At 57.0% G+C, this 18,263-nt stretch carries 20 protein-coding genes; 7 read left to right on the forward strand and 13 right to left on the reverse strand.

The annotated features are described in order from the left end of the window. Nucleotides 1–7: 7 nt before the first annotated feature. From E0E17_RS03025 to flgB, 5 genes are read right to left on the reverse strand one after another with little or no spacing between them, the layout of a single operon-like run. A complete protein-coding gene (locus E0E17_RS03025; protein ID WP_130831385.1) occupies nt 8–754 on the reverse strand; it encodes a flagellar basal body rod protein FlgF in 747 nt (248 codons plus the stop codon). 12 nt (nt 755–766) lie between these two features. Further along, entirely contained in the window at nt 767–1,987 is a 1,221-nt protein-coding gene (flgE, locus tag E0E17_RS03030) for a flagellar hook protein FlgE (RefSeq protein ID WP_130831387.1), read from the reverse strand. Nucleotides 1,988–2,026: 39 nt separating this feature from the next. Then, nucleotides 2,027–2,707 carry a flagellar hook assembly protein FlgD gene (locus tag E0E17_RS03035; protein ID WP_130831389.1) on the reverse strand — a complete coding sequence of 227 codons (681 nt, stop codon included), beginning with the start codon at nt 2,705–2,707 and terminating at the stop codon, nt 2,027–2,029. Between the two features lie 10 nt (nt 2,708–2,717). Continuing rightward, a complete protein-coding gene (gene flgC / locus E0E17_RS03040; protein WP_130831391.1) occupies nt 2,718–3,122 on the reverse strand; it encodes a flagellar basal body rod protein FlgC in 405 nt (134 codons plus the stop codon). Nucleotides 3,123–3,129: 7 nt separating this feature from the next. Continuing rightward, nucleotides 3,130–3,543: a flagellar basal body rod protein FlgB gene (gene flgB, locus E0E17_RS03045; RefSeq protein WP_130831393.1), complete on the reverse strand. Its 414-nt coding sequence runs from the start codon at nt 3,541–3,543 to the stop codon at nt 3,130–3,132. Nucleotides 3,544–3,803: 260 nt separating this feature from the next. On the opposite strand from flgB, the gene flgA reads away from it, so the two are divergent. The 3 genes from flgA (at nt 3,804) to E0E17_RS03060 (ending at nt 5,321) form a co-directional block, all read left to right on the forward strand. Continuing rightward, nucleotides 3,804–4,514, forward strand: a complete 711-nt coding sequence (gene flgA, locus E0E17_RS03050; RefSeq protein WP_130831395.1) for a flagellar basal body P-ring formation chaperone FlgA — start codon at nt 3,804–3,806, stop codon at nt 4,512–4,514. Nucleotides 4,515–4,576: 62 nt separating this feature from the next. Continuing rightward, nucleotides 4,577–4,867: a flagellar biosynthesis anti-sigma factor FlgM gene (gene flgM, locus E0E17_RS03055; protein WP_130831397.1), complete on the forward strand. Its 291-nt coding sequence runs from the start codon at nt 4,577–4,579 to the stop codon at nt 4,865–4,867. Between the two features lie 7 nt (nt 4,868–4,874). Continuing rightward, nucleotides 4,875–5,321, forward strand: a complete 447-nt coding sequence (locus E0E17_RS03060; RefSeq protein WP_130831399.1) for a flagella synthesis protein FlgN — start codon at nt 4,875–4,877, stop codon at nt 5,319–5,321. A gap of 38 nt (nt 5,322–5,359) precedes the next feature. On the opposite strand, the gene cysC is transcribed toward E0E17_RS03060, so the two are convergent. The 4 genes from cysC to cysG are packed head-to-tail and all read right to left on the reverse strand — an operon-like array spanning nt 5,360 to nt 9,737. After that, nucleotides 5,360–5,965: an adenylyl-sulfate kinase gene (gene cysC, locus E0E17_RS03065; protein WP_130831401.1), complete on the reverse strand. Its 606-nt coding sequence runs from the start codon at nt 5,963–5,965 to the stop codon at nt 5,360–5,362. Beyond that, a complete protein-coding gene (gene cysN, locus E0E17_RS03070) occupies nt 5,965–7,392 on the reverse strand; it encodes a sulfate adenylyltransferase subunit CysN (protein ID WP_130831403.1) in 1,428 nt (475 codons plus the stop codon). The genes cysC and cysN overlap by 1 nt, the downstream gene beginning before the upstream one ends. Nucleotides 7,393–7,403: 11 nt before the next feature. Then, nucleotides 7,404–8,312 (reverse strand): sulfate adenylyltransferase subunit CysD, encoded by a 909-nt coding sequence (cysD, locus tag E0E17_RS03075; RefSeq protein WP_130831405.1) that lies wholly within the window; start codon nt 8,310–8,312, stop codon nt 7,404–7,406. Between the two features lie 9 nt (nt 8,313–8,321). After that, the gene (gene cysG / locus E0E17_RS03080; protein ID WP_130831407.1) at nt 8,322–9,737 is read right to left on the reverse strand and encodes a siroheme synthase CysG; all 1,416 of its coding nucleotides are present in this window, start codon (nt 9,735–9,737) and stop codon (nt 8,322–8,324) included. Nucleotides 9,738–9,992: 255 nt separating this feature from the next. Here cysG and E0E17_RS03085 point away from each other — a divergent pair, with 255 nt between their 5' ends. Beyond that, nucleotides 9,993–11,009 carry an aminopeptidase gene (locus tag E0E17_RS03085; protein WP_130831409.1) on the forward strand — a complete coding sequence of 339 codons (1,017 nt, stop codon included), beginning with the start codon at nt 9,993–9,995 and terminating at the stop codon, nt 11,007–11,009. Nucleotides 11,010–11,071: 62 nt separating this feature from the next. Here the strand turns inward: E0E17_RS03085 and cysH are convergent, their stop codons facing one another. Genes cysH through cysJ form a run of 3 tightly spaced genes read right to left on the reverse strand, consistent with a single transcriptional unit; the run spans nt 11,072 to nt 15,334 of the window. Then, on the reverse strand, nt 11,072–11,806 hold the full coding sequence (gene cysH / locus E0E17_RS03090; RefSeq protein WP_130831411.1) for a phosphoadenosine phosphosulfate reductase: 735 nt from the start codon (nt 11,804–11,806) through the stop codon (nt 11,072–11,074). Nucleotides 11,807–11,816: 10 nt separating this feature from the next. Next, complete coding sequence (gene cysI, locus E0E17_RS03095; RefSeq protein WP_130831413.1) at nt 11,817–13,529, reverse strand: assimilatory sulfite reductase (NADPH) hemoprotein subunit; 1,713 nt, start codon at nt 13,527–13,529, stop codon at nt 11,817–11,819. Then, a complete protein-coding gene (cysJ, locus tag E0E17_RS03100) occupies nt 13,529–15,334 on the reverse strand; it encodes an NADPH-dependent assimilatory sulfite reductase flavoprotein subunit (protein WP_130831415.1) in 1,806 nt (601 codons plus the stop codon). Before cysJ ends, cysI begins: the two co-directional genes overlap by 1 nt. 294 nt (nt 15,335–15,628) lie before the next feature. On the opposite strand from cysJ, the gene queD reads away from it, so the two are divergent. The 3 genes from queD to E0E17_RS20505 all read left to right on the forward strand — a co-directional run bounded on the left by queD (nt 15,629) and on the right by E0E17_RS20505 (nt 17,645). Continuing rightward, a complete protein-coding gene (gene queD / locus E0E17_RS03105; protein ID WP_130831418.1) occupies nt 15,629–15,988 on the forward strand; it encodes a 6-carboxytetrahydropterin synthase QueD in 360 nt (119 codons plus the stop codon). Nucleotides 15,989–16,315: 327 nt separating this feature from the next. Then, nucleotides 16,316–16,912: a glycogen/starch/alpha-glucan phosphorylase gene (locus E0E17_RS20500; RefSeq protein ID WP_207302038.1), complete on the forward strand. Its 597-nt coding sequence runs from the start codon at nt 16,316–16,318 to the stop codon at nt 16,910–16,912. A 25-nt stretch (nt 16,913–16,937) separates the two neighbouring features. Further along, the gene (locus E0E17_RS20505; RefSeq protein WP_207302039.1) at nt 16,938–17,645 is read left to right on the forward strand and encodes a glycogen/starch/alpha-glucan phosphorylase; all 708 of its coding nucleotides are present in this window, start codon (nt 16,938–16,940) and stop codon (nt 17,643–17,645) included. On the opposite strand, the gene queE is transcribed toward E0E17_RS20505, so the two are convergent. Further along, a complete protein-coding gene (gene queE, locus E0E17_RS03115) occupies nt 17,545–18,216 on the reverse strand; it encodes a 7-carboxy-7-deazaguanine synthase QueE (protein ID WP_130831420.1) in 672 nt (223 codons plus the stop codon). The genes E0E17_RS20505 and queE overlap by 101 nt on opposite strands. Between the last annotated feature and the right edge of the window lie 47 nt (nt 18,217–18,263).

Consider the following 18,263-nt stretch of genomic DNA (forward strand, 5'->3'; position numbering starts at 1 on the left):
CTGCGCCTTAGCTCAGGCTGAGTAACTGATTAGCGCTCTTTTCGTTGTCATCGACGGTGGTGATGAGCTTCATCTGCATGTCAAAGCTGCGGGCGTTAGCGATCATCTCTACCATCGCCTTGACCGGGCTGACATTGCTGCCTTCGATCGCCCCCGGTGCCAGCCGCAAGGTGGCATCGCGTGCCAGTACCGGACTGACCGCCTCATCAGCAACATGAAACAGGCCATCGTCACCGTGACGCAGATTCTGGATCTTCGCCCGGACCATTTTCAGTTGCCCCACCTGCGCCACGGTTGAGGCGTCATCTCCGGTGCCGCGCGCGCTGAGGGTGCCGTCAGGTGCGATAGTCAGTTGAGCATGCGGCGGCACGGACAGGGTGCCGCCATCCCCCAGCAGCGGCAGCCCGCGCACCCGTAGCGTGCCTTCGCTGTCTGCTTCGATATTGCCGTCGCGGGTATAGCCTTCGCGGCCATCGGGCAGCTGAACGGCCAGCCAGCCATCCTGCGGCAGCGCCACATCCAGCGCACGTCCGGTCTGCATAATGGTGCCCATGGTGTCGTCGTGATAAGGCGTACTCTCCACTACCAGCGTGCGCGTCGGCAGCGTGGGCCCCTCAACCGGCACGGCACGGGAGGCCATCAGTTCGGCGCGAAAGCCGCTGGTGGAGACGTTAGCCAGGTTATTGGCGGTCACCGCCTGACGCGCCAGCGCGGCATTAGCCGCGCCCATGGCGGTATAAATCGCGTGATCCATAGCAAGCGGCCGTTATCCCAGGTTCACCAGCGTCTGCAATATTTCAGACTGGGTTTTGATGGTCTGCGAATTGGACTGGTAGTTGCGCTGATAGACGATCATGTCGACCATCTGTTTGCTCAAATCGACGTTAGAGGCTTCCAGCCGGTTACCGTACAGGTTGCCGAGGTTGCCGGTGCCAGAGATGCCAGTCACCGGCTGCCCTGACGCCGGGGATTCCTGCCAGCAGTTGTTGCCCTTTGCGGTAAGGCCCCCGGGGTTGGTAAAGCTGCTCAGCACCACCTGGGCAATCAGCTGCTGCTCGCCGTTACTGTAGGTCGCGATCACCTGACCGTTGTCGCCCACACTGTAGCCGTTCATCTGACCGGGCGGATAACCGTTGGTGCCCGGGCTCTCCATCGCGGTTTCGCTGGCCTGCTGCGTCATGCCGGTCATATCCAGCGCGAAGCTCAGCGGTTCGCCCCCCTGATAAGCCGTGCCTTTGATCATCAGGCTGGCGGGGCTGGTGATCAGCTGTCCCGAGGTGTCAAAAGAGAGCTGGGTTTTCTGATACTCCACCTTGCCATTTGAGTCAGTGATCGGGGCGGTAGTATCGCTGGAGTAGACTTCCCAGCTGTTTGGTCCGGTTTTGACGAAATAGACATTGATGGTGTGCTGATTGCCCAGGCTGTCGTAGGCATCTACCTGAGTGACGGCGGTATTGTTTTTCGCCGGATCGAAATCCGCAGCGCTGGTATCAATCTCCTGCGCGCCGGAATCCAGGTTGCCGTGCAGGGTGCCGCTGTCCGAGGCTTTCGCCATCATTCCCCCGCCGGGGATCTGAATCGGGCCAACCTGTGCGCCGGGCTGAATTGAGGGCGGCGTTCCCGTGGCCTGATAGCCGGTGAGGAACATGCCCTGGTTATTGATAATATAACCCTTCTCATCCTGCTTAAATTGTCCGTTGCGGCTGTAAAAAACCCGCCCCGCCTCGTCCGTCAGGCGGAAAAATCCGTTGCCCTGAATCCCCATATCCAGTGGGCTGCTGCCCTGGCCGAGCACGCCATCGGAGAAATTCTGGTTAACTCCCGCTACCTGTACCCCCATTCCGACCTGAGAACCGGCAAAAATATCGGCAAAGGCGATAGAGCCTGATTTAAATCCCACGGTCTGGGAGTTCGCGATATTATTGCCGACCACATCAAGGGCTTGAGAAGCGGCATTTAATCCACTAAGGCCTTGTGAAAAACTCATTAAATCGTCCTGTTGCTCAAATAAAGGAAAAGAGAAAAATCATTCGATCATATAAACGTCACCCAGCGACGCGGTGCCATCCACGCCCAGTTGCAGCACGGCCCCCAGCTGGGTAAAAGAGACGCTTTCGACTCTGGCTTTTTTCAACGCGACAATGTCTGGAACCGAACCATCTTTGTTTTGCGCAGAAAAAGTAAGATTCAGGGTTTTATTTTCCATCGCACTGAGATCATCAGCGCTAATATCAGTAAGGTCAGCCAGGCTATATTTATGCACACCTGCTTTAACCGGTTTCAGGTGACCAGTAAAGGTATTGCCTTCACTGTCGGTTAAGGTGACGACGACATCATCAGCATCGCTGTTTAATGACAGCGCAAACTCTTTATTTCCCTCTTCGCTGGTAGAAACCACCGGCGTGCCTTCTACCAATACCGAGCGGCCAACCCAATCTGCGGCATTCATCTGTTGCATGCTGGTCACCAGCGTTCCCACGCTGTTTAACGTGCTGTTTAATTGCTGAACCCCGGCGGCGGTATTTAATTGCGCCAGCTGGGAAGTCAGCTGATTATTATCCATCGGGTTGGTGGGATCCTGGTTTGCCATCTGCGCAACCAGCAGCGTCATAAAATTATTGGTAATATCATCAATGCTGTTGCCAGCGGGAGTACCCGCAGCGGCGGATTTACTCGTACCTGCATGCATCACGGGCGAAACGGCCATCGGTAACTCCTTACTGACCCAGCGTCAGGGTTTTTAACATCAGCGATTTCGCCGTATTCATCACATCTACGTTGGCCTGATAGCTGCGCGACGCTGAAATGGTATTCACCATCTCACCCACCACATCGACATCCGGCTTACGTACATAGCCTTTACTGTCCGCCAGCGGATTGCCCGGCTCGTACACCAGTCTGGCGGGTGTATTGCTCTCCACCACCTCTGCGACACGCACCCCGCCAATCGCTTCGCCTGGTGCGGCCTCAGTACGGAAAATCACCTGACGAGCCCGGTAAGGCTGTCCGTCGGGCCCGGTTACACTGTCAGCGTTGGCCATATTGCTGGCGCTGACGTTTAGCCGCTGCGCCTGCGCCTGCAGTGCCGACCCGGAAATATTAAAAATCGAAAACAGAGACACGGCAGAATTACCCCTGGTTAATGACGCTCATCATGCTTTTTATCTGGGCGCTGAGGAAACTCAGGCTCGACTGATATTTCATGCTGTTGTCAGCAAAATTAACCCGCTCGCGATCCATATCTACCGTATTACCATCAGCGCTGGGTTGATCGGGCGTACGATAAAGCAGTTCGTTATGTAGCCTGTTTTTTCCCTGTGCGCTGATATGGTGACGTGACGTTAATTGCAATGCGAGCGCACCCGTCTCTGAAGTTTGCTGGCTGAGGGCTGCCTTTAATGATTTACTGAAATCGATATCGCGTGCCATATAGCCAGGCGTATCCGCATTTGCAATATTAGACGCTAAAATATCCTGTCTTTTATTGAGTAAACTTAGCGCCTCCTGCTGAAATCGCAGTTCATTATTGAGCTTATCAATCATGATATCTCCGCTGGCCTCAAGAGGGTTATTCAGGGCAGCAGTTTATGACCAGCAAGCCAAAAGCAAAAATTCAAGAACCTGACACTTCCGGGTCTATTTTGCCAGTTAACTACAACAAAAGATTTCAGCCCCAGCAAAGCCATTAATTAGCAGCAAAACTGCCAGTAACCCGGAAGTTTGACCGGACGTCGTTTACGTTATAGTAGATATTCCTTTTTCCCGGCAGATCATTCAGGACAGCATTGAAGGATTTATGGGTTATGCCAGATATTTCCTTACCTTTTATTTACATTTTTATTTATCTGATTGCGCTGATTGGTTTCAATCCGGCCCGGGCGGCAACAAATGAAAAAGATATTCGCGCTAAAATTAGCGAAATATTAAATAATCGGAATCAGACTGAATATGGCAGCGCCGTGCGCCAACAGGTGATGCTGCTGACGCCGCCCGCTAAGCTGGCCGGAATCTGTGCCAATCCCGCTCTCATCGTCCCGGAAAGTCGTCGCCTGACCGGCAAGCGCAGCGTGCTGGCGAAATGCGCGGATAAACGTTTTTTTATTCAGATCGCGCTGACGGCGGAAGGCCGCTACTGGGTCGCGGCCCGCCACCTCAGCGGCGGCCATACGCTGACCAGGCAGGATATTCAGCCACGTACCGGCAACCTGGCCCCGCTGCCCGCCGGTACGCTGTTTCAGGCCGACAGGATAGTGGGCGCGATGCTGACGCGTCCCGTGGAGGCAGGAGAGCCGCTGGTTAAAAGCCAGCTCAGACCACGCTGGCTGGCAACCACCGGCACCCGGGTAGAGGTCATGATGGCAGGTGAGGACTTTCAGATCCGCGCGCCAGGCAAGGCGATGAATAACGCCGCCCTCAACCAGCCGCTGAAGGTCAGAATGAAATCGGGGCAAACGGTAACAGGCACTCTGATTGCCGCCGGTGTCGTCCGCATTAACAGCAACACCGGGCTTTAGTTATTTTTCAATGCACCGTTATTAACAGTAACGGCAGAGAAAAACAGTTTATGAGGTAACACATGAGTATTGAGCGGACAGCCCCGGCAGCAGCCATCGCGGCAGATCCCTTTGCCAGGGATAGTGGGACAGTGAGAAACCCATCCCCCCTCAGCCACAGCAAACCCGTCGCGGAGGCGACGGTTACCCGGGTGGAGATCAGTCACGCCAGCCGCCAGCGGATCGCCAGTGAGACGCAGGATGCCGACAACGAGCGGGTTGCCGCCATTCAGCAGGCGCTGGCGGCGGGTGACTATCAGATCGACCACGAACAGATTGCCGCGGCGTTAGTGCGTAATATTATTCAGGGTTAACCGGCTGATGATGGAAAATTTACTGTCGACGCTGATACGGCTGCAGGAATCACTGGCGGCGTTGCAGCCCGTGTTACAGGAAGAGAACCGCCAGCTGAGCGCGCTGAAAATCAATCCGGTATCGTTACAGGCGCTCGCCGATCACAAGAGCCGCCTGCTGGCCGCCATTGCGCACTATGATGCGCAGCGCAAAGAGCAGGAGACGGCGCTGCATCTGACGGCGCCCTATGCACAGCAGGTTGAACTGGCGGCGCGCTGGCAGGCGATTGTGCAGCAGGTGAAACAGTCAAACGCGCTGAATCAGAAAAGCGGTCAGCTGCTGGAAAGACAGATGAAAAATGCCAGCGGCTTACGGGGGGCGATGAGTAAGGCAGGCGCAACGGTGGCGCTGTATGGCGCGAAAGGCGAGGTCAGCGATTCCGGCATGGCGCGAGCGTATCACATCAGTATCTGATCCCTGCAGGTTGTCGCCCACAGGGATCAGCCACGGGATCAGGCGCGGATAATCTCACGGCGCTGGAGTTCCGCCATCACCTGCGCGCATAGCTCCGTTATCGCCGCTTCGCCATGCAGATGGATATCTGCGGCAACCGGCGCTTCGTAGACAGCATCGATGCCGGTGAAATTTTTTAACTCACCGGCCCGCGCTTTTTTATACAATCCTTTGGGATCGCGCTGCTCACACACCGCCAGCGGGGTATCGACAAACACTTCGATAAACTGTCCCGGCGCCAGCAGATCGCGCACCATCTGGCGCTCCGCGCGATGGGGCGAGATAAAGGCGGTGAGTACCACCAGCCCGGCGTCCACCAACAGCTTTGCCACTTCACCCACGCGTCGGATGTTCTCTTTACGATCGGCATCGCTGAAACCGAGATCGCGGCACAGACCGTGGCGCACATTATCGCCATCCAGCAGATAGGTACTGACGCCCGCCTGATACAGCGCCTGTTCCAGCGCGCCAGCGACGGTCGATTTACCCGAGCCGGACAGGCCGGTGAACCACAGCACGGCACCCTGATGCCCGTGCTGCTGCTCACGCTCCGCGCGCGTTACCGCATGGGCGTGCCAGACGACATTTTCGTCATGCTGCGCCATTACTGACCACCCAGCAGGTCGCGGGCCCCCCAGTGCGGGAAGTGGCGACGAATCAGTGCGTTCAGTTCCAGCTCAAAGTCGCTGTACTCACCGGCATTACGCGTCGCATTCGCCAGCGGCTCATTGACCATACCGGCACCAACAGTGACGTTGGTCAGGCGATCGATAAAGATCAGGCCGCCGGTCACCGGGTTCTGCTGATACTTATCCAGCACCATCGGCTCGTCGAAGGTCAACTCGACCCGGCCGATACCGTTCAGCGGCAGGTTATCTACCTCGCGCTGCGCCAGAGTGTTGATCTCCACCTGGTAGTCCACTTTCTCTACCCGCGCGCGCGATTTTTTGCCTGCGATCTTAATGTCGTAGCTCTGGCCCGGCTGCAGCGGCTGTTCGGCCATCCACACCACATCGACCTTCGCCGACTGCACCGCTGCCAGTTCTGCTGCAGCATCCACCAGCAGGTCGCCACGGCTGATATCAATCTCATCTTTCAGCACCAGGGTGATGGCTTCACCCGCGCCCGCTTCCTGCAGATCGCCATCAAAAGTGACGATGCGCGCGATGCTCGACTCCACCCCGGAAGGCAGCACTTTCACACGCTGGCCCACTTTCACCACGCCTGACGCCAGCGTACCGGCATAGCCGCGGAAATCGAGGTTAGGACGGTTAACATACTGCACCGGAAAACGCATCGGCTGATGGTCGACTACGCGGTTCAGCTCAACAGTTTCCAGCACATCCAGCAAAGTCGGGCCGCTGTACCAGTTCATGGTCTGGCTCGTCGCCGCCACGTTATCCCCTTCCAGGGCCGACATCGGCACAAAACGAATATCGAGATCTTCCGGCAACTGTGCCGCGAAATCGAGGTAGTCCTGTTTGATCTGCTCGAAGACTTCCTGCCTGTACTCCACCAGATCCATTTTATTGATCGCCACCACCAGGTGTTTAATTCCCAGCAGGGTGGAGATAAAGCTGTGGCGACGGGTTTGATCCAGTACGCCTTTACGCGCATCGATCAGCAGGATCGCCAGATCGCAGGTAGAAGCGCCGGTGGCCATATTACGGGTGTACTGCTCATGTCCCGGCGTGTCGGCGATGATAAATTTACGCTTTTCGGTGGAGAAGTAGCGATAGGCGACATCGATCGTGATGCCCTGCTCGCGCTCCGCCTGCAGGCCATCCACCAGCAGCGCCAGATCCAGCTTCTCGCCCTGTGTGCCGTGACGTTTGCTGTCGTTGTGCAGTGACGAAAGCTGATCTTCATAAATCTGGCGGGTGTCATGTAGCAGACGACCAATCAGCGTACTTTTGCCATCGTCGACGCTGCCGCAGGTGAGGAAACGCAGCAGACTTTTATGCTGTTGCGCCGTCAGCCAGGCTTCTACCCCGCCCTGTTCGGCGATCTGTTGTGCAATAACGGTATTCATCTGGCAGCTCCTTAGAAATAACCCTGACGTTTTTTCAGTTCCATCGAACCGGACTGATCGCGGTCAATCACACGGCCCTGACGCTCACTGGTGGTTGAAACCAGCATCTCTTCGATAATTTCGGGCAGCGTCTGCGCTTCCGATTCCACCGCGCCGGTCAGCGGCCAGCAGCCCAGGGTACGGAAACGCACCATGCGCTGTTTGATCACTTCGCCGGGCTGCAGATCGATACGATCGTCATCCACCATCATCAGCATGCCGTCGCGCTCCAGCACCGGGCGCGGTGCTGCCAGATAGAGCGGCACGATCTCAATATTTTCCAGGAAGATGTACTGCCAGATATCGAGCTCCGTCCAGTTGGAGAGCGGGAAGACGCGGATGCTCTCCCCTTTATTGATCTGGCCGTTGTAGTTGTGCCACAGCTCCGGACGCTGATTTTTCGGGTCCCAGCGGTGAAAACGGTCGCGGAAGGAGTAGATACGCTCTTTCGCGCGCGACTTCTCTTCATCACGCCGTGCGCCGCCAAAAGCGGCATCAAAACCATATTTGTTCAGCGCCTGCTTCAGCCCTTCGGTTTTCATGATATCGGTATGTTTGGCGCTGCCATGTACAAAGGGGTTAATGCCCATCGCGACGCCTTCCGGGTTGCGATGCACCAGCAGCTCTGCGCCCATCGCCTTCACAGTACGGTCGCGGAATTCGTACATCTCGCGGAATTTCCAGCCAGTGTCTACATGCAGCAGCGGAAAGGGCAGCGTGCCCGGATAGAAGGCTTTACGCGCCAGATGCAGCATTACCGAAGAGTCTTTGCCGATGGAATACATCATCACCGGATTGCTGAACTCAGCCGCGACTTCACGGATGATATGGATACTCTCTGCTTCCAGTTGACGCAAATGAGTGAGTCGTTTTTGGTCCATAATTTTCCCTCAAGCCAGATTGACAACAACGGACTCACGAGCCCCCTGCTGTGCCGAATGTTGGAACCAGGCCAGTTGCCCGTGCAAATTTACCACTTCCCCGATCACCAGCAGCGCCGGGGTTGGCGCTGAATGCGCCAGCGCTTCAAGCTGTTCTAATGTCCCGGTCAGCACCTGTTGATCCTGACGGGTACCGCAACCAATCACCGCTACCGGCGTTTCCGGCGCGCGGCCATGGGCGATCAGCGCGGCGCTAATCTGTGCCGCTTTGACGGTACCCATATAGATCGCCAGCGTCTGACGCGCCCGCGCCAGCGAAGGCCAGTCGATATCGGCGCCGTCGGCGCGACAGTGCCCGGTAATAAAGAGCACGCTCTGGGCATAGTCACGATGGGTTAACGGGATACCGGCATAGGCCGTGGCACCCGCAGCGGCGGTGATGCCGGGTACCACCTGGAACGGAATCCCGGCCGCCTGCGCCGCCTGCAGCTCTTCGCCGCCGCGGCCAAAAATAAAGGGGTCGCCGCCTTTCAGGCGCACCACGCGTTTGCCTTCACTTGCCAGCTTCACCAGCAATTGATTTGTCTCTTCCTGCGCCACCGAATGCGCACCGGCGCGCTTGCCGACGCAGATCAGGTCAGCATCGCGGCGCACCAGCTCCAGCACCTCGTCGCTGACCAGATGATCGTAAAGCACCACGTCCGCCAGCTGCATCACCTGCAGCCCGCGTAAGGTCAGCAGACCGCTGTCGCCCGGCCCGGCACCGACCAGGATAATTTCGCCCTGCGGGTTCTGCTCGCTCGTCAGCTCACGATCAAGCGTCTGCTGCGCGGCGTTGACGTTGCCCGCTGCCATCTGACTGGCAAACAGGCCGTTGAAGGCGCGTTCCCAGAAGCGGCGACGATCGGACATCTTGCTGTAGCGCTGTTTCACTTTGTCGCGCCACTGTCCGGCTACCTGCGCCATCTGTCCCAGGTTAGCGGGCAGCAGCGCCTCCAGTTTTTCCCGCAGCAGGCGTGCCAGTACCGGCGCCGTGCCGCTGGAGGAGATCGCCACCACCAGCGGTGAGCGGTCAACAATAGAGGGGAAAATAAAGCTGCATTTCGGCTGATCGTCAACGACGTTCACCAGCTTCTGACGCGCATTGGCGGCATCAAACACCCGGCTGTTCAACGCATTGTCGTCGGTTGCGGCAATCACCAGAAAGACGGTATCCAGCTGTGCTTCGTCAAAAGCGGTCGCCAGCCACTCTATCTGCTGTTCTTCCCGCAGCGCCTGTAGTTCGGGGCAGAGCGTGCGGGCCGCTACCTGCACCCGCGCACCCGCACGGCGCAGCAGCGCAATTTTGCGCGCCGCCACATCACCACCACCGACAACCAAAACAGGCCGGCCCTTGAGATCGGCAAAGAGAGGCAGATAGTCCACGTTAACCTTTAGCGTAGTTACAATGAGTTAACGCGACTATACGTCTGCGGGTTTATACAGATGAAATTACGAATTGGAATGAGTAGTTACCTAATGGAATAACGCGCTGCATTTGCTGAGTACAAAATGTGCTTAGCAGATGATATTGCAGGCGTTTCGGGACAATTCGAATTGTGCAATGGCGATCACAGTTTCATACTGGCAGCGAACTTTTTTTGCCTCAGACGTCACAGGATGACAGGAAAGGATAGCGTTATGTTTGCCACTCTCCGCCTGACAGCGCTGGCTGCGCTGCTCAGTGGCGGTTTAGCTTTTCCCGCCCAGGCTGATGAAGCCAGCACCGGCCAGCTCGCTGAACAATATATGCGTCATATTGCCAGCTGGTTTCCCGGCCGGATGAGCGGTAGCCCGGCTGAAGTGATGGCAGCCGATTACCTCCAGCAGCAGTTCCAGGCCCTGGGTTTTCAGAGTAATACCCGCCAGTTTAATACCGGCTATTTCTGGCAGGATCAGACCGGCCAGCCGCGCTGGCATAAAGTGACCGCCACCTCGGTGATAGCGGCGCGTGCCGGCACCCAGCCGCAGGAAATATTGATTCTTGCTCATCTGGATACCTGGACGCCACACAGCCCGGCGCAGGTACAGCGCAACCTGGGCGGTCTGCGCCTGCAGGGGGCGGATGACAATGCCTCCGGTCTTGGCGTGATGCTGGAGCTGGCACAGCACCTTGGCAAGCTGCCGCTGCATTATGGCATCCGCTTTGTGGCGCTCAGCGCCAGCGAGTCGGCACAGCAGGGAATGGAAGATTACCTGGCGCGCATGAGCAGCCGTGAGAAGAAAAACACCCTGCTGGTGATCAATCTGCACAGCCTGATCGTGGGCGATCGTCTGTTTTTCAACAGCGGTGCAAATATGCCCGGCGCGGTACGCAAACAAACCAGCCAGCGGGCGCTGACGCTGGCGCACCGTTACGGCATTCCCGCCAGCAGTCATCAGTTAACGGCTAACGATTATCATGGCCTGAATCCGTTCGACAAAGCGGGTTTTCCGTTGCTGGAGGTCACGGCCGGAAACTGGACGCTGGGGAAAAAGGATGGCTATCAGCAGCGCGCACGTTCCGTGCATTTTCCTGACGGCAATGTGCGCCATCAGACCGATCGCGATAACCTGCCCTGGCTGGATCGCTGGCTGCCAGGTCGCATTTCCCAACGCATGCATGACAGCGTGAAGATTCTGTTACCGCTGATCAGCGAACTGGCCAATCCGCAATAAAAAACGCCGGAAGCGGGATTTGTGCCCCGTTTCCGGCGTATAGTGTCTCGCAATGCGCGTGCTTAGCCTTCGTGCAGCCCGCACTCACGTTTCAGGCCGAAGAAGCGTGTCTCCTCTTCCGCCATGCCAGGCTCCCATTTTTTCGTGGTATGGGTATCGCCGACGGAGAGATAACCCTCATCCCAGAGCGGATGGTATTTCAGGTTATGCAGCTTCAGATACTGATACACCTGACGGTTATCCCAGTCGATGATCGGCAGCACTTTGAATACCCCGCGCTGAATCGCCAGCACCGGCAGATGCGCCCGGCTACCGGACTGATCGCGACGCAGCCCGGCAAACCAGGTTTGCGCGCCGAGGCTTTCCAGCGCACGGTTCATCGGCTCAACCTTGTTGATCTGGTTGTACTTCTCAATACCTTCCACCCCCTGCTCCCACAGCTTACCGTAGCGCGCTTCCTGCCAGGCGGGCGAGGTCTGCGCACGGAAGACATGCAGGTTGAGGTCGAGCTTCTCCGTCAGCTCGTCGATAAAGCGGTAGGTTTCCGGGAACAGATAACCGGTATCGGTGAGGATCACCGGAATGTCAGGCCTCAACCGCGTCACCAGATGCAGCGACACGGCCGCCTGAATGCCAAAGCTGGAAGAGAGCACAAAAGCGCCCGGCAGATTATCCAGCGCCCAGCTGACGCGCTCCTCGGCGCTGCGGGTTTCCAGCAGCGCGTTGGTTTCCGCTATCGCCATGATGCGTTCAACCTTAGGTAACGCATTCAGGGCAGCGAGATCGAGTACAGACATATCGCCTCCGTTATTCCCAAAAATCGCGGGCGGGATCCAGTACCGGTTTCACGATACCGGCGCGAATGACGAAATCACCAAAGCCTTCATCATTGTCGCGCTCTTTTGCCCAGCGTCCCACCAGCTCATCGATGCTGGCAAGGATTTCGCTTTCAGTAATGTTCTCGCGGTACATGCGTGGAATGCGCGTGCCGATGCGGTTACCCCCCAGGTGCAGGTTGTAACGGCCGGGCGCTTTGCCCACCAGCCCGATCTCCGCCAGCATGGCGCGACCGCAACCGTTCGGACAGCCGGTGACGCGCAGCACAATGTGCTCGTCGCCAACGCCGTGCGCCTGCATGATCCCTTCCACTTTGGTGACAAAGGCGGGCAGGAAACGCTCTGCTTCTGCCATCGCCAGCGGACAGGTCGGGAATGAAACGCAGGCCATGGAGTTTTCACGCTGCGCGCTGACCTGTTCCATCAGGCCGTGCTGACGGGCGATCAACTCGATCCGATCTTTCTCGCTCTCCGGTACGCCCGCCACAATCAGGTTCTGGTTGGCGGTCAGGCGGAAATCGCCCTGATGGATTTTCGCGATCTCCAGCACACCGGTTTTCAGCGGACGGCCCGGATAGTCGAGCAGACGGCCATTTTCTACAAACAGCGTCAGGTGCCATTTGTTATCGATGCCCTTGATCCAGCCGAAGCGGTCGCCACGGGTAGTGAATTCATAAGGACGGATCGGCGCAAAGGTGAGTCCGGCACGCTTTTCCACTTCCGCTTTAAAGGTCTCGATGCCTACACGCTCAAGGGTATATTTGGTTTTGGCGTTTTTACGATCGGTACGGTTGCCCCAGTCACGCTGGGTAGTGACCACCGCTTCCGCCACCGCAAGGGTTTTGTCCAGCGGCAGATAGCCAATTTCACTTGCCGTGCGGGCATAGGTCGCTTTGTTACCGTGTTCGATAGAGAGACCGCCGCCAACCAGCAGGTTAAAGCCGACCAGCTTGCCCTGCTCTGCTACAGCAATGAAGTTCAGATCGTTAGCGTGCAGATCCACATCGTTATGCGGCGGGATCACCACGGTGGTTTTGAACTTACGCGGCAGATAGGTCTGGCCAAGAATCGGCTCTTCATCCGTGGTCGCGACCTTCTCCTGATCCCACCAGATTTCGGCGTAGGCGCGGGTACGCGGCAGCAGATGCTCAGAGATCTTCTTCGCCCACTCGTAGGCTTCCTGGTGCAGTTCAGACTCCACCGGGTTAGAGGTACAGAGCACGTTACGGTTGACGTCATTGGCGGTCGCCAGCGCGTCCAGCCCGACTTCGTGCAGCATCTGATGCGCCGGCTTGACGTTTTTCTTCAGAATGCCATGGAACTGAAACGTCTGACGGTTAGTCAGGCGAATGCTGCCATAAAGGGTTTTGTCACTGGCAAATTTGTCAATCGCCAGCCACTGCTGCGGCGTGATAATACCGCCCGGCAGACGGCAGCGCAGCATCATGGCATGACGCGGCTCCAGCTTCTGCTCGGCACGTTCGGCACGGATATCACGGTCATCCTGCTGATACATGCCGTGAAAACGGATCAGCAGAAAGTTATCGCCGTTAAAGCCGCCGGTGAGGCCATCATCGAGATCCTCCACGATGGTTCCGCGCAGATAATTACTCTCTTTTTTCATTCGCTCTGCGTCGGCGAGTTTGCCTTCAACGACCAGCGGTCCAGGGTGTTTTTCACTCATCAGTAAACGTCTCGCTGATAACGGCGCTCAATGCGCAGCTCACTTAAAAATTCATCGGCCGTTTCACGATCCATTCCGCCGTGCCCGACCACCACATCCAGTAATGCCTGTTCCACATCTTTCGCCATACGGTTGGCGTCGCCACAGACATAGATATGCGCGCCTTCCTGAATCCAGCGCCACACCTCTGCCCCTCTGGCGCGGATTTTATCCTGTACGTAGACTTTCTGTTCCTGATCGCGTGACCAGGCGAGATCGATATGGGTCAGCAGACCGTTCTTCACATACTTCTGCCACTCCACCTGATAAAGGAAATCTTCCGTGAAGTGCGGGTTGCCGAAGAACAGCCAGTTTTTCCCGCCTGCGCCGTCGTTGTCACGCTGCTGCATAAAGGCACGGAACGGTGCGATACCGGTACCCGGTCCAATCATAATCACCGGCGCATCCGGATTGGCAGGCAGGCGGAAATTGTCGTTATGTTCGATAAAGACGCGGACTTCACCCTCTTCCGGCAAGCGATCCGCCAGGAAGCTGGACGCCCCGCCCGCACGGGCGCGGCCGTCGATCTCATAGCGCACGGCACCAACAGTGATGTGCACTTCGTTCTCCGTTTCCGCCTGAGAGGAAGCGATAGAGTACAGGCGCGGCGTCAGCGGACGCAGCAGGCTGATCAGCTGCTCAGCGCGCAGCTCCGTGGGTGCCTGACGCACCATATCCACAATCGGCATGCTCTGCGCGTAGTGCTGCAGCCTGGCTTTATCGCCCGCCAGCGCCAGCAGCGTCTCGTTACGTGACAGCGCGGCGTATTGCTCAACGATCTGCGGGGTGTTAACGGTCAGCTCGAAATGTTTCTGCAGCGCATCGGAAAGCGCCAGCGTCTGGCCATCCACCACAACCGGCTCGTCGCCCTGCAACCACAGCAGTCGGGCCAGCTCGCTGACCAGCGCCGGGTCGTTTTCATACCAGACGCCCAGTGCATCGCCGGGCTGGTAGCGCAGGCCGGAATCGCCGAGGTCGATCTCAATATGGCGCACATCTTTATCCGAGTGGCGTCCGGTAATTTTCTGGTTCACCGCCAGCGCAGCGGTCAGCGGCGCTTCTTTGCTGTATGGGCTGGTTACCAGCTCATTAACGGCACCGGTGGCGGTGACGGCAGCCTGGGCCGGGGATTCTGTCGGCACACGCTGCTTCAGCACTTCCGTGATCTGCTGACGCCAGGCCGCTGCCTGCTCCGCATACTCAACATCAGCATCCACGCGCGCCAGCAGGCGCTCCGCGCCCAGCTCCGCCAGGCGCGCATCGAAATCTTTGCCCGCCTTGCTGAAAAATTCATAGGAGGTATCGCCAAGGCCAAACACGGCAAAGGCCACGCCTTCCATTTTCGGTGCTTTCTTCGACAACAGGAACTTATGCAGCGCAACGGCTTCTTCCGGCGGATCCCCTTCACCCTGCGTTGAGGTGACGATCACCAGCAGTTTCTCCTGCCCGATCTGCTTAAATTTATAATCGCCAGCGTTAACCAGGTTCACTTTCAGCTTCGCCGCCAGCAGATCATCGCGCAGCTGTTCGGCCAGACGACGTGCGTTACCGGTTTGCGAAGCGGAGATCAGAGTAATGGCTGGCACTTCGGACTGCGCCGGGGCGCTGACCGCCACGCTGCCTGGCGTCTGATTCAGCATGCCCCAGAAATAGCCGGAGAGCCACGCCAGCTGGGTGGTAGAGAGATCGGTTGTCGCCGCCTGCAAGCGCGCGAGTTGTTCCGGGGTCAGCGGAAGCAGAGAACTTGGGGGTGCCTGAGTCGTCATCGCGTTAAGAATTCCAGTGTCAAAAGTCCGGACGGTAAAGTGACGGAAGAGTGGGTAGGTTACCGGCCCGTATATTAACGATTAAATACAGCTTCGACATAATAAATAACCAAAATGACTAAACGCTTTTTCTGTTAATGCTAATCGCCAAAAGTGGTAGATAAATTCGCTATTTTTCAAGAAGATGGAAAAGGGACAACGATACAAGATGCTAAAAAGCGCTTTTCACTGCTGACGGGTGCGCAAATTCCGATTTTCCGGTAGAATCTGCGGGTTTTAAGCCTGAGAAGCATTATGTCTACTACGTTGTTTAAAGAATTCCAGTTTGAAGCCGCTCACCGCTTACCCCATGTGCCGGACGGGCATAAATGCGGTCGTTTGCATGGCCATTCGTTTCTGGTGCGTCTGGAAATTACCGGTGAAGTGGATGCGCACACCGGCTGGGTAATGGATTTCGCGGATCTGAAAGCAGCCTTTATGCCCGTTTACGATCGTCTCGATCATCACTACCTGAATGAGATCCCCGGTCTGGAAAACCCAACCAGCGAAGTGCTGGCCCAGTGGATCTGGCAGCAGATGAAGCCCCTGCTGCCAGAGTTAAGTGGTGTTATGATCAAAGAAACCTGTACCGCGGGCTGCGTTTATCGCGGCTGAGCCCGCGATCGCCTCTCCCTTCTGCGTGACGTCGGCATTTACCATCAGGGTAGATGTTGACTATGTTGGTAAAATCATCAGATAACAGCGCTGTGCATCATTCAGGAGCTGGCACAGAGGCAAGCTGGGGCTGTCGCCCGCTACTGAATTGATGTCAGGAATACCGCTGGCCTGCGCTCTGTTAATGCCAGCGGATAATCCAGACGGCTGATCGGCTATCCTCATCTTCCCCTGTCCCGAGCGTGACGCTATTTTGTGCCCGCTCGCCCCTTCTCTTTTTCGCACGCGGGCCTGACCGGCACCCGATTGTCATCATGGAAATCACCTGTGCGCTGGTTCTGGTATCACCGCCAACGCGAGATGATCAACATGAAAGATGACATCCCCACCGTGGACAAGACCACTATCGTGGAGCTGGCATCAGATGCAGCCACCGGGTCTGAATTCCAGCGTGATCTGGTCAGAAACCTCATCTGCCGTCAGGCACGCAATATCGATATCGATATCGCTATCCCGCACCACTGGTATATGTATATGGCGCTCGCCTTTACTGTGCGCGACCATATGCTGGTGTGCCGGGCCGCCTCTGTTCACAACTACATCACCTCTGATGCCAGGATCGCCTGCTGTCTGTCGGCAGAATTCCTTATCGGACCGCAGCTCGCCTGTAATTTGTTGCGCCTGGATCTGGAAAAAGATGCCCGTGAAGCGCTGCACGCGCCTGGACAGGATCTGGATGAACTGCTGACGGTCGAAGAGGAGGCGGGACTGAGCAACGGCGAACTCGGCAGGCTGGCGGCTTGTTATCTCGACTCGCTCTCTATGCTGGAAATTCTGGCTACCGGCTACAGCATTCGCTATGAGTTCGGCATTTTCTATCAGAAGATCGTTGATGGCTGGCAGGTGGAGCGCACCGACAAATAGCTGAAAATGGGCATCCCTCGGGAGTTTGGCTGGCCCGATATCAGATTTTTCCGTCTGCTTTGGCGGCCATATGGAGATGATCGCCGACGAGCAGGATCGGTTTCAGGTGCGCTGGATCCCCGCCAGCCAGGTCAAAAGAACCGCTTACGACGTGCCGATGCAGGGCTACCGGGTAAATACCTGCAATGTACTGCGTCTCTGGAAGAGCGAGGCGCTCAAATCTTTCGATTTTAAAGACTTCAATGCTGGCGATTATTACCAGGCCGTACAGGAAAAATTGATTTCAGAGACGCTGTCAAAAATGCTCTACTCCAATGACGAACCGGCAGCCGGCAAACGTCTGCGCCTCTCCCGGCAATATATCTTTGTTTCCTGCTCGCTGCAGGATAGGTTGCGCCTGCTGGACGCCAGTGGCGCCTCCATCAAACGCTTTGCCGATCGCTTTGCGGCGCAGCTGAACGATACCCACCCGGCCATTGCCATGGCAGAATTAATGCGTTTGCTGATGGATGAGCGCCAGCTGTCGTGGGAAACCATCCGGGAAATAACGCAAAAAATCTTCGCCTATACCAATCATACCCTGCTGCCCGAAGCGCTGGAAACTGACCCGGCGTCTGAGGCTGCGCAGGCGATCAGGCGATATTCAGATACTTATGCGTCTGCATGGAGAGACGCCAGTTACGGGCGATACAGGTGGCGATGCAGAGTCGGGTTGCCGCCTCCTGCTGGCTGATGGGCTGTAAGGCGATGATGCGTGACTTATCATCGCTGAGCGTCGCCAGCAGCGCATCCAGCGCTTCAATATCGCGCTCACGGGCGACCGGATGTTTAATCTCGTCGGCACGCGTCAGCGCCTGCGGCAGGATGTCGTAACCGCCACGCATATTCACTTTGGGTGAAACCGTGACCCAGGTTGCGTCGGCACACAGCACCCTGTGGGTGCCGCTGGTTTCAATCTGGCTGCTGAAACCGGCTGCGGTCAGCGCCTGCGTCAGTGGGCGCAAGTCATAAATGGCTGGCTCGCCGCCGGTAATCACCACATGGCGCGCGCTCCAGCCCTGCTGCGCAATGGTGGCGAGCAACATGGCCGCGTCCGCCTCACCCCAGGCATCGCTTTCACTGTTCTTTATCAGAATATCGCCCAGCGACGTTTCCCGATCCGCCCGCTTTTCCCAGGTATGTTTGGTATCACACCAGCTGCAGCCAACCGGACAGCCCTGCAGCCGGATAAAGATGGCCGGCACGCCGGTATAAAATCCCTCGCCCTGCAGCGTCTGGAACATTTCGTTAATCGGGTAATGCATTATGGTCTCGCTCGGATCAAACAGGGCGCCGATTATGGCAGAGATTG

The sequence above is a fragment of the [Erwinia] mediterraneensis genome, from assembly GCF_900604315.1.
GTDB lineage: Bacteria > Pseudomonadota > Gammaproteobacteria > Enterobacterales > Enterobacteriaceae > Pantoea > Pantoea mediterraneensis_A.

Bases quoted from the DNA above. Each gene is read 5' to 3' on its own strand.
- E0E17_RS03035 (WP_130831389.1), bottom strand. From the start codon at position 2,707: ATGGCCGTTTCGCCCGTGATGCATGCAGGTACGAGTAAATCCGCCGCT.
- queE (WP_130831420.1), bottom strand. From the start codon at position 18,216: ATGCATTACCCGATTAACGAAATGTTCCAGACGCTGCAGGGCGAGGGA.
- cysJ (WP_130831415.1), bottom strand. From the start codon at position 15,334: ATGACGACTCAGGCACCCCCAAGTTCTCTGCTTCCGCTGACCCCGGAA.
- queD (WP_130831418.1), top strand. From the start codon at position 15,629: ATGTCTACTACGTTGTTTAAAGAATTCCAGTTTGAAGCCGCTCACCGC.
- cysD (WP_130831405.1), bottom strand. From the start codon at position 8,312: ATGGACCAAAAACGACTCACTCATTTGCGTCAACTGGAAGCAGAGAGT.
- E0E17_RS03060 (WP_130831399.1), top strand. From the start codon at position 4,875: ATGATGGAAAATTTACTGTCGACGCTGATACGGCTGCAGGAATCACTG.
- flgB (WP_130831393.1), bottom strand. From the start codon at position 3,543: ATGATTGATAAGCTCAATAATGAACTGCGATTTCAGCAGGAGGCGCTA.
- flgA (WP_130831395.1), top strand. From the start codon at position 3,804: ATGCCAGATATTTCCTTACCTTTTATTTACATTTTTATTTATCTGATT.
- cysC (WP_130831401.1), bottom strand. From the start codon at position 5,965: ATGGCGCAGCATGACGAAAATGTCGTCTGGCACGCCCATGCGGTAACG.
- cysN (WP_130831403.1), bottom strand. From the start codon at position 7,392: ATGAATACCGTTATTGCACAACAGATCGCCGAACAGGGCGGGGTAGAA.
- cysI (WP_130831413.1), bottom strand. From the start codon at position 13,529: ATGAGTGAAAAACACCCTGGACCGCTGGTCGTTGAAGGCAAACTCGCC.
- flgM (WP_130831397.1), top strand. From the start codon at position 4,577: ATGAGTATTGAGCGGACAGCCCCGGCAGCAGCCATCGCGGCAGATCCC.
- cysH (WP_130831411.1), bottom strand. From the start codon at position 11,806: ATGTCTGTACTCGATCTCGCTGCCCTGAATGCGTTACCTAAGGTTGAA.
- E0E17_RS03085 (WP_130831409.1), top strand. From the start codon at position 9,993: ATGTTTGCCACTCTCCGCCTGACAGCGCTGGCTGCGCTGCTCAGTGGC.
- E0E17_RS03025 (WP_130831385.1), bottom strand. From the start codon at position 754: ATGGATCACGCGATTTATACCGCCATGGGCGCGGCTAATGCCGCGCTG.
- flgE (WP_130831387.1), bottom strand. From the start codon at position 1,987: ATGAGTTTTTCACAAGGCCTTAGTGGATTAAATGCCGCTTCTCAAGCC.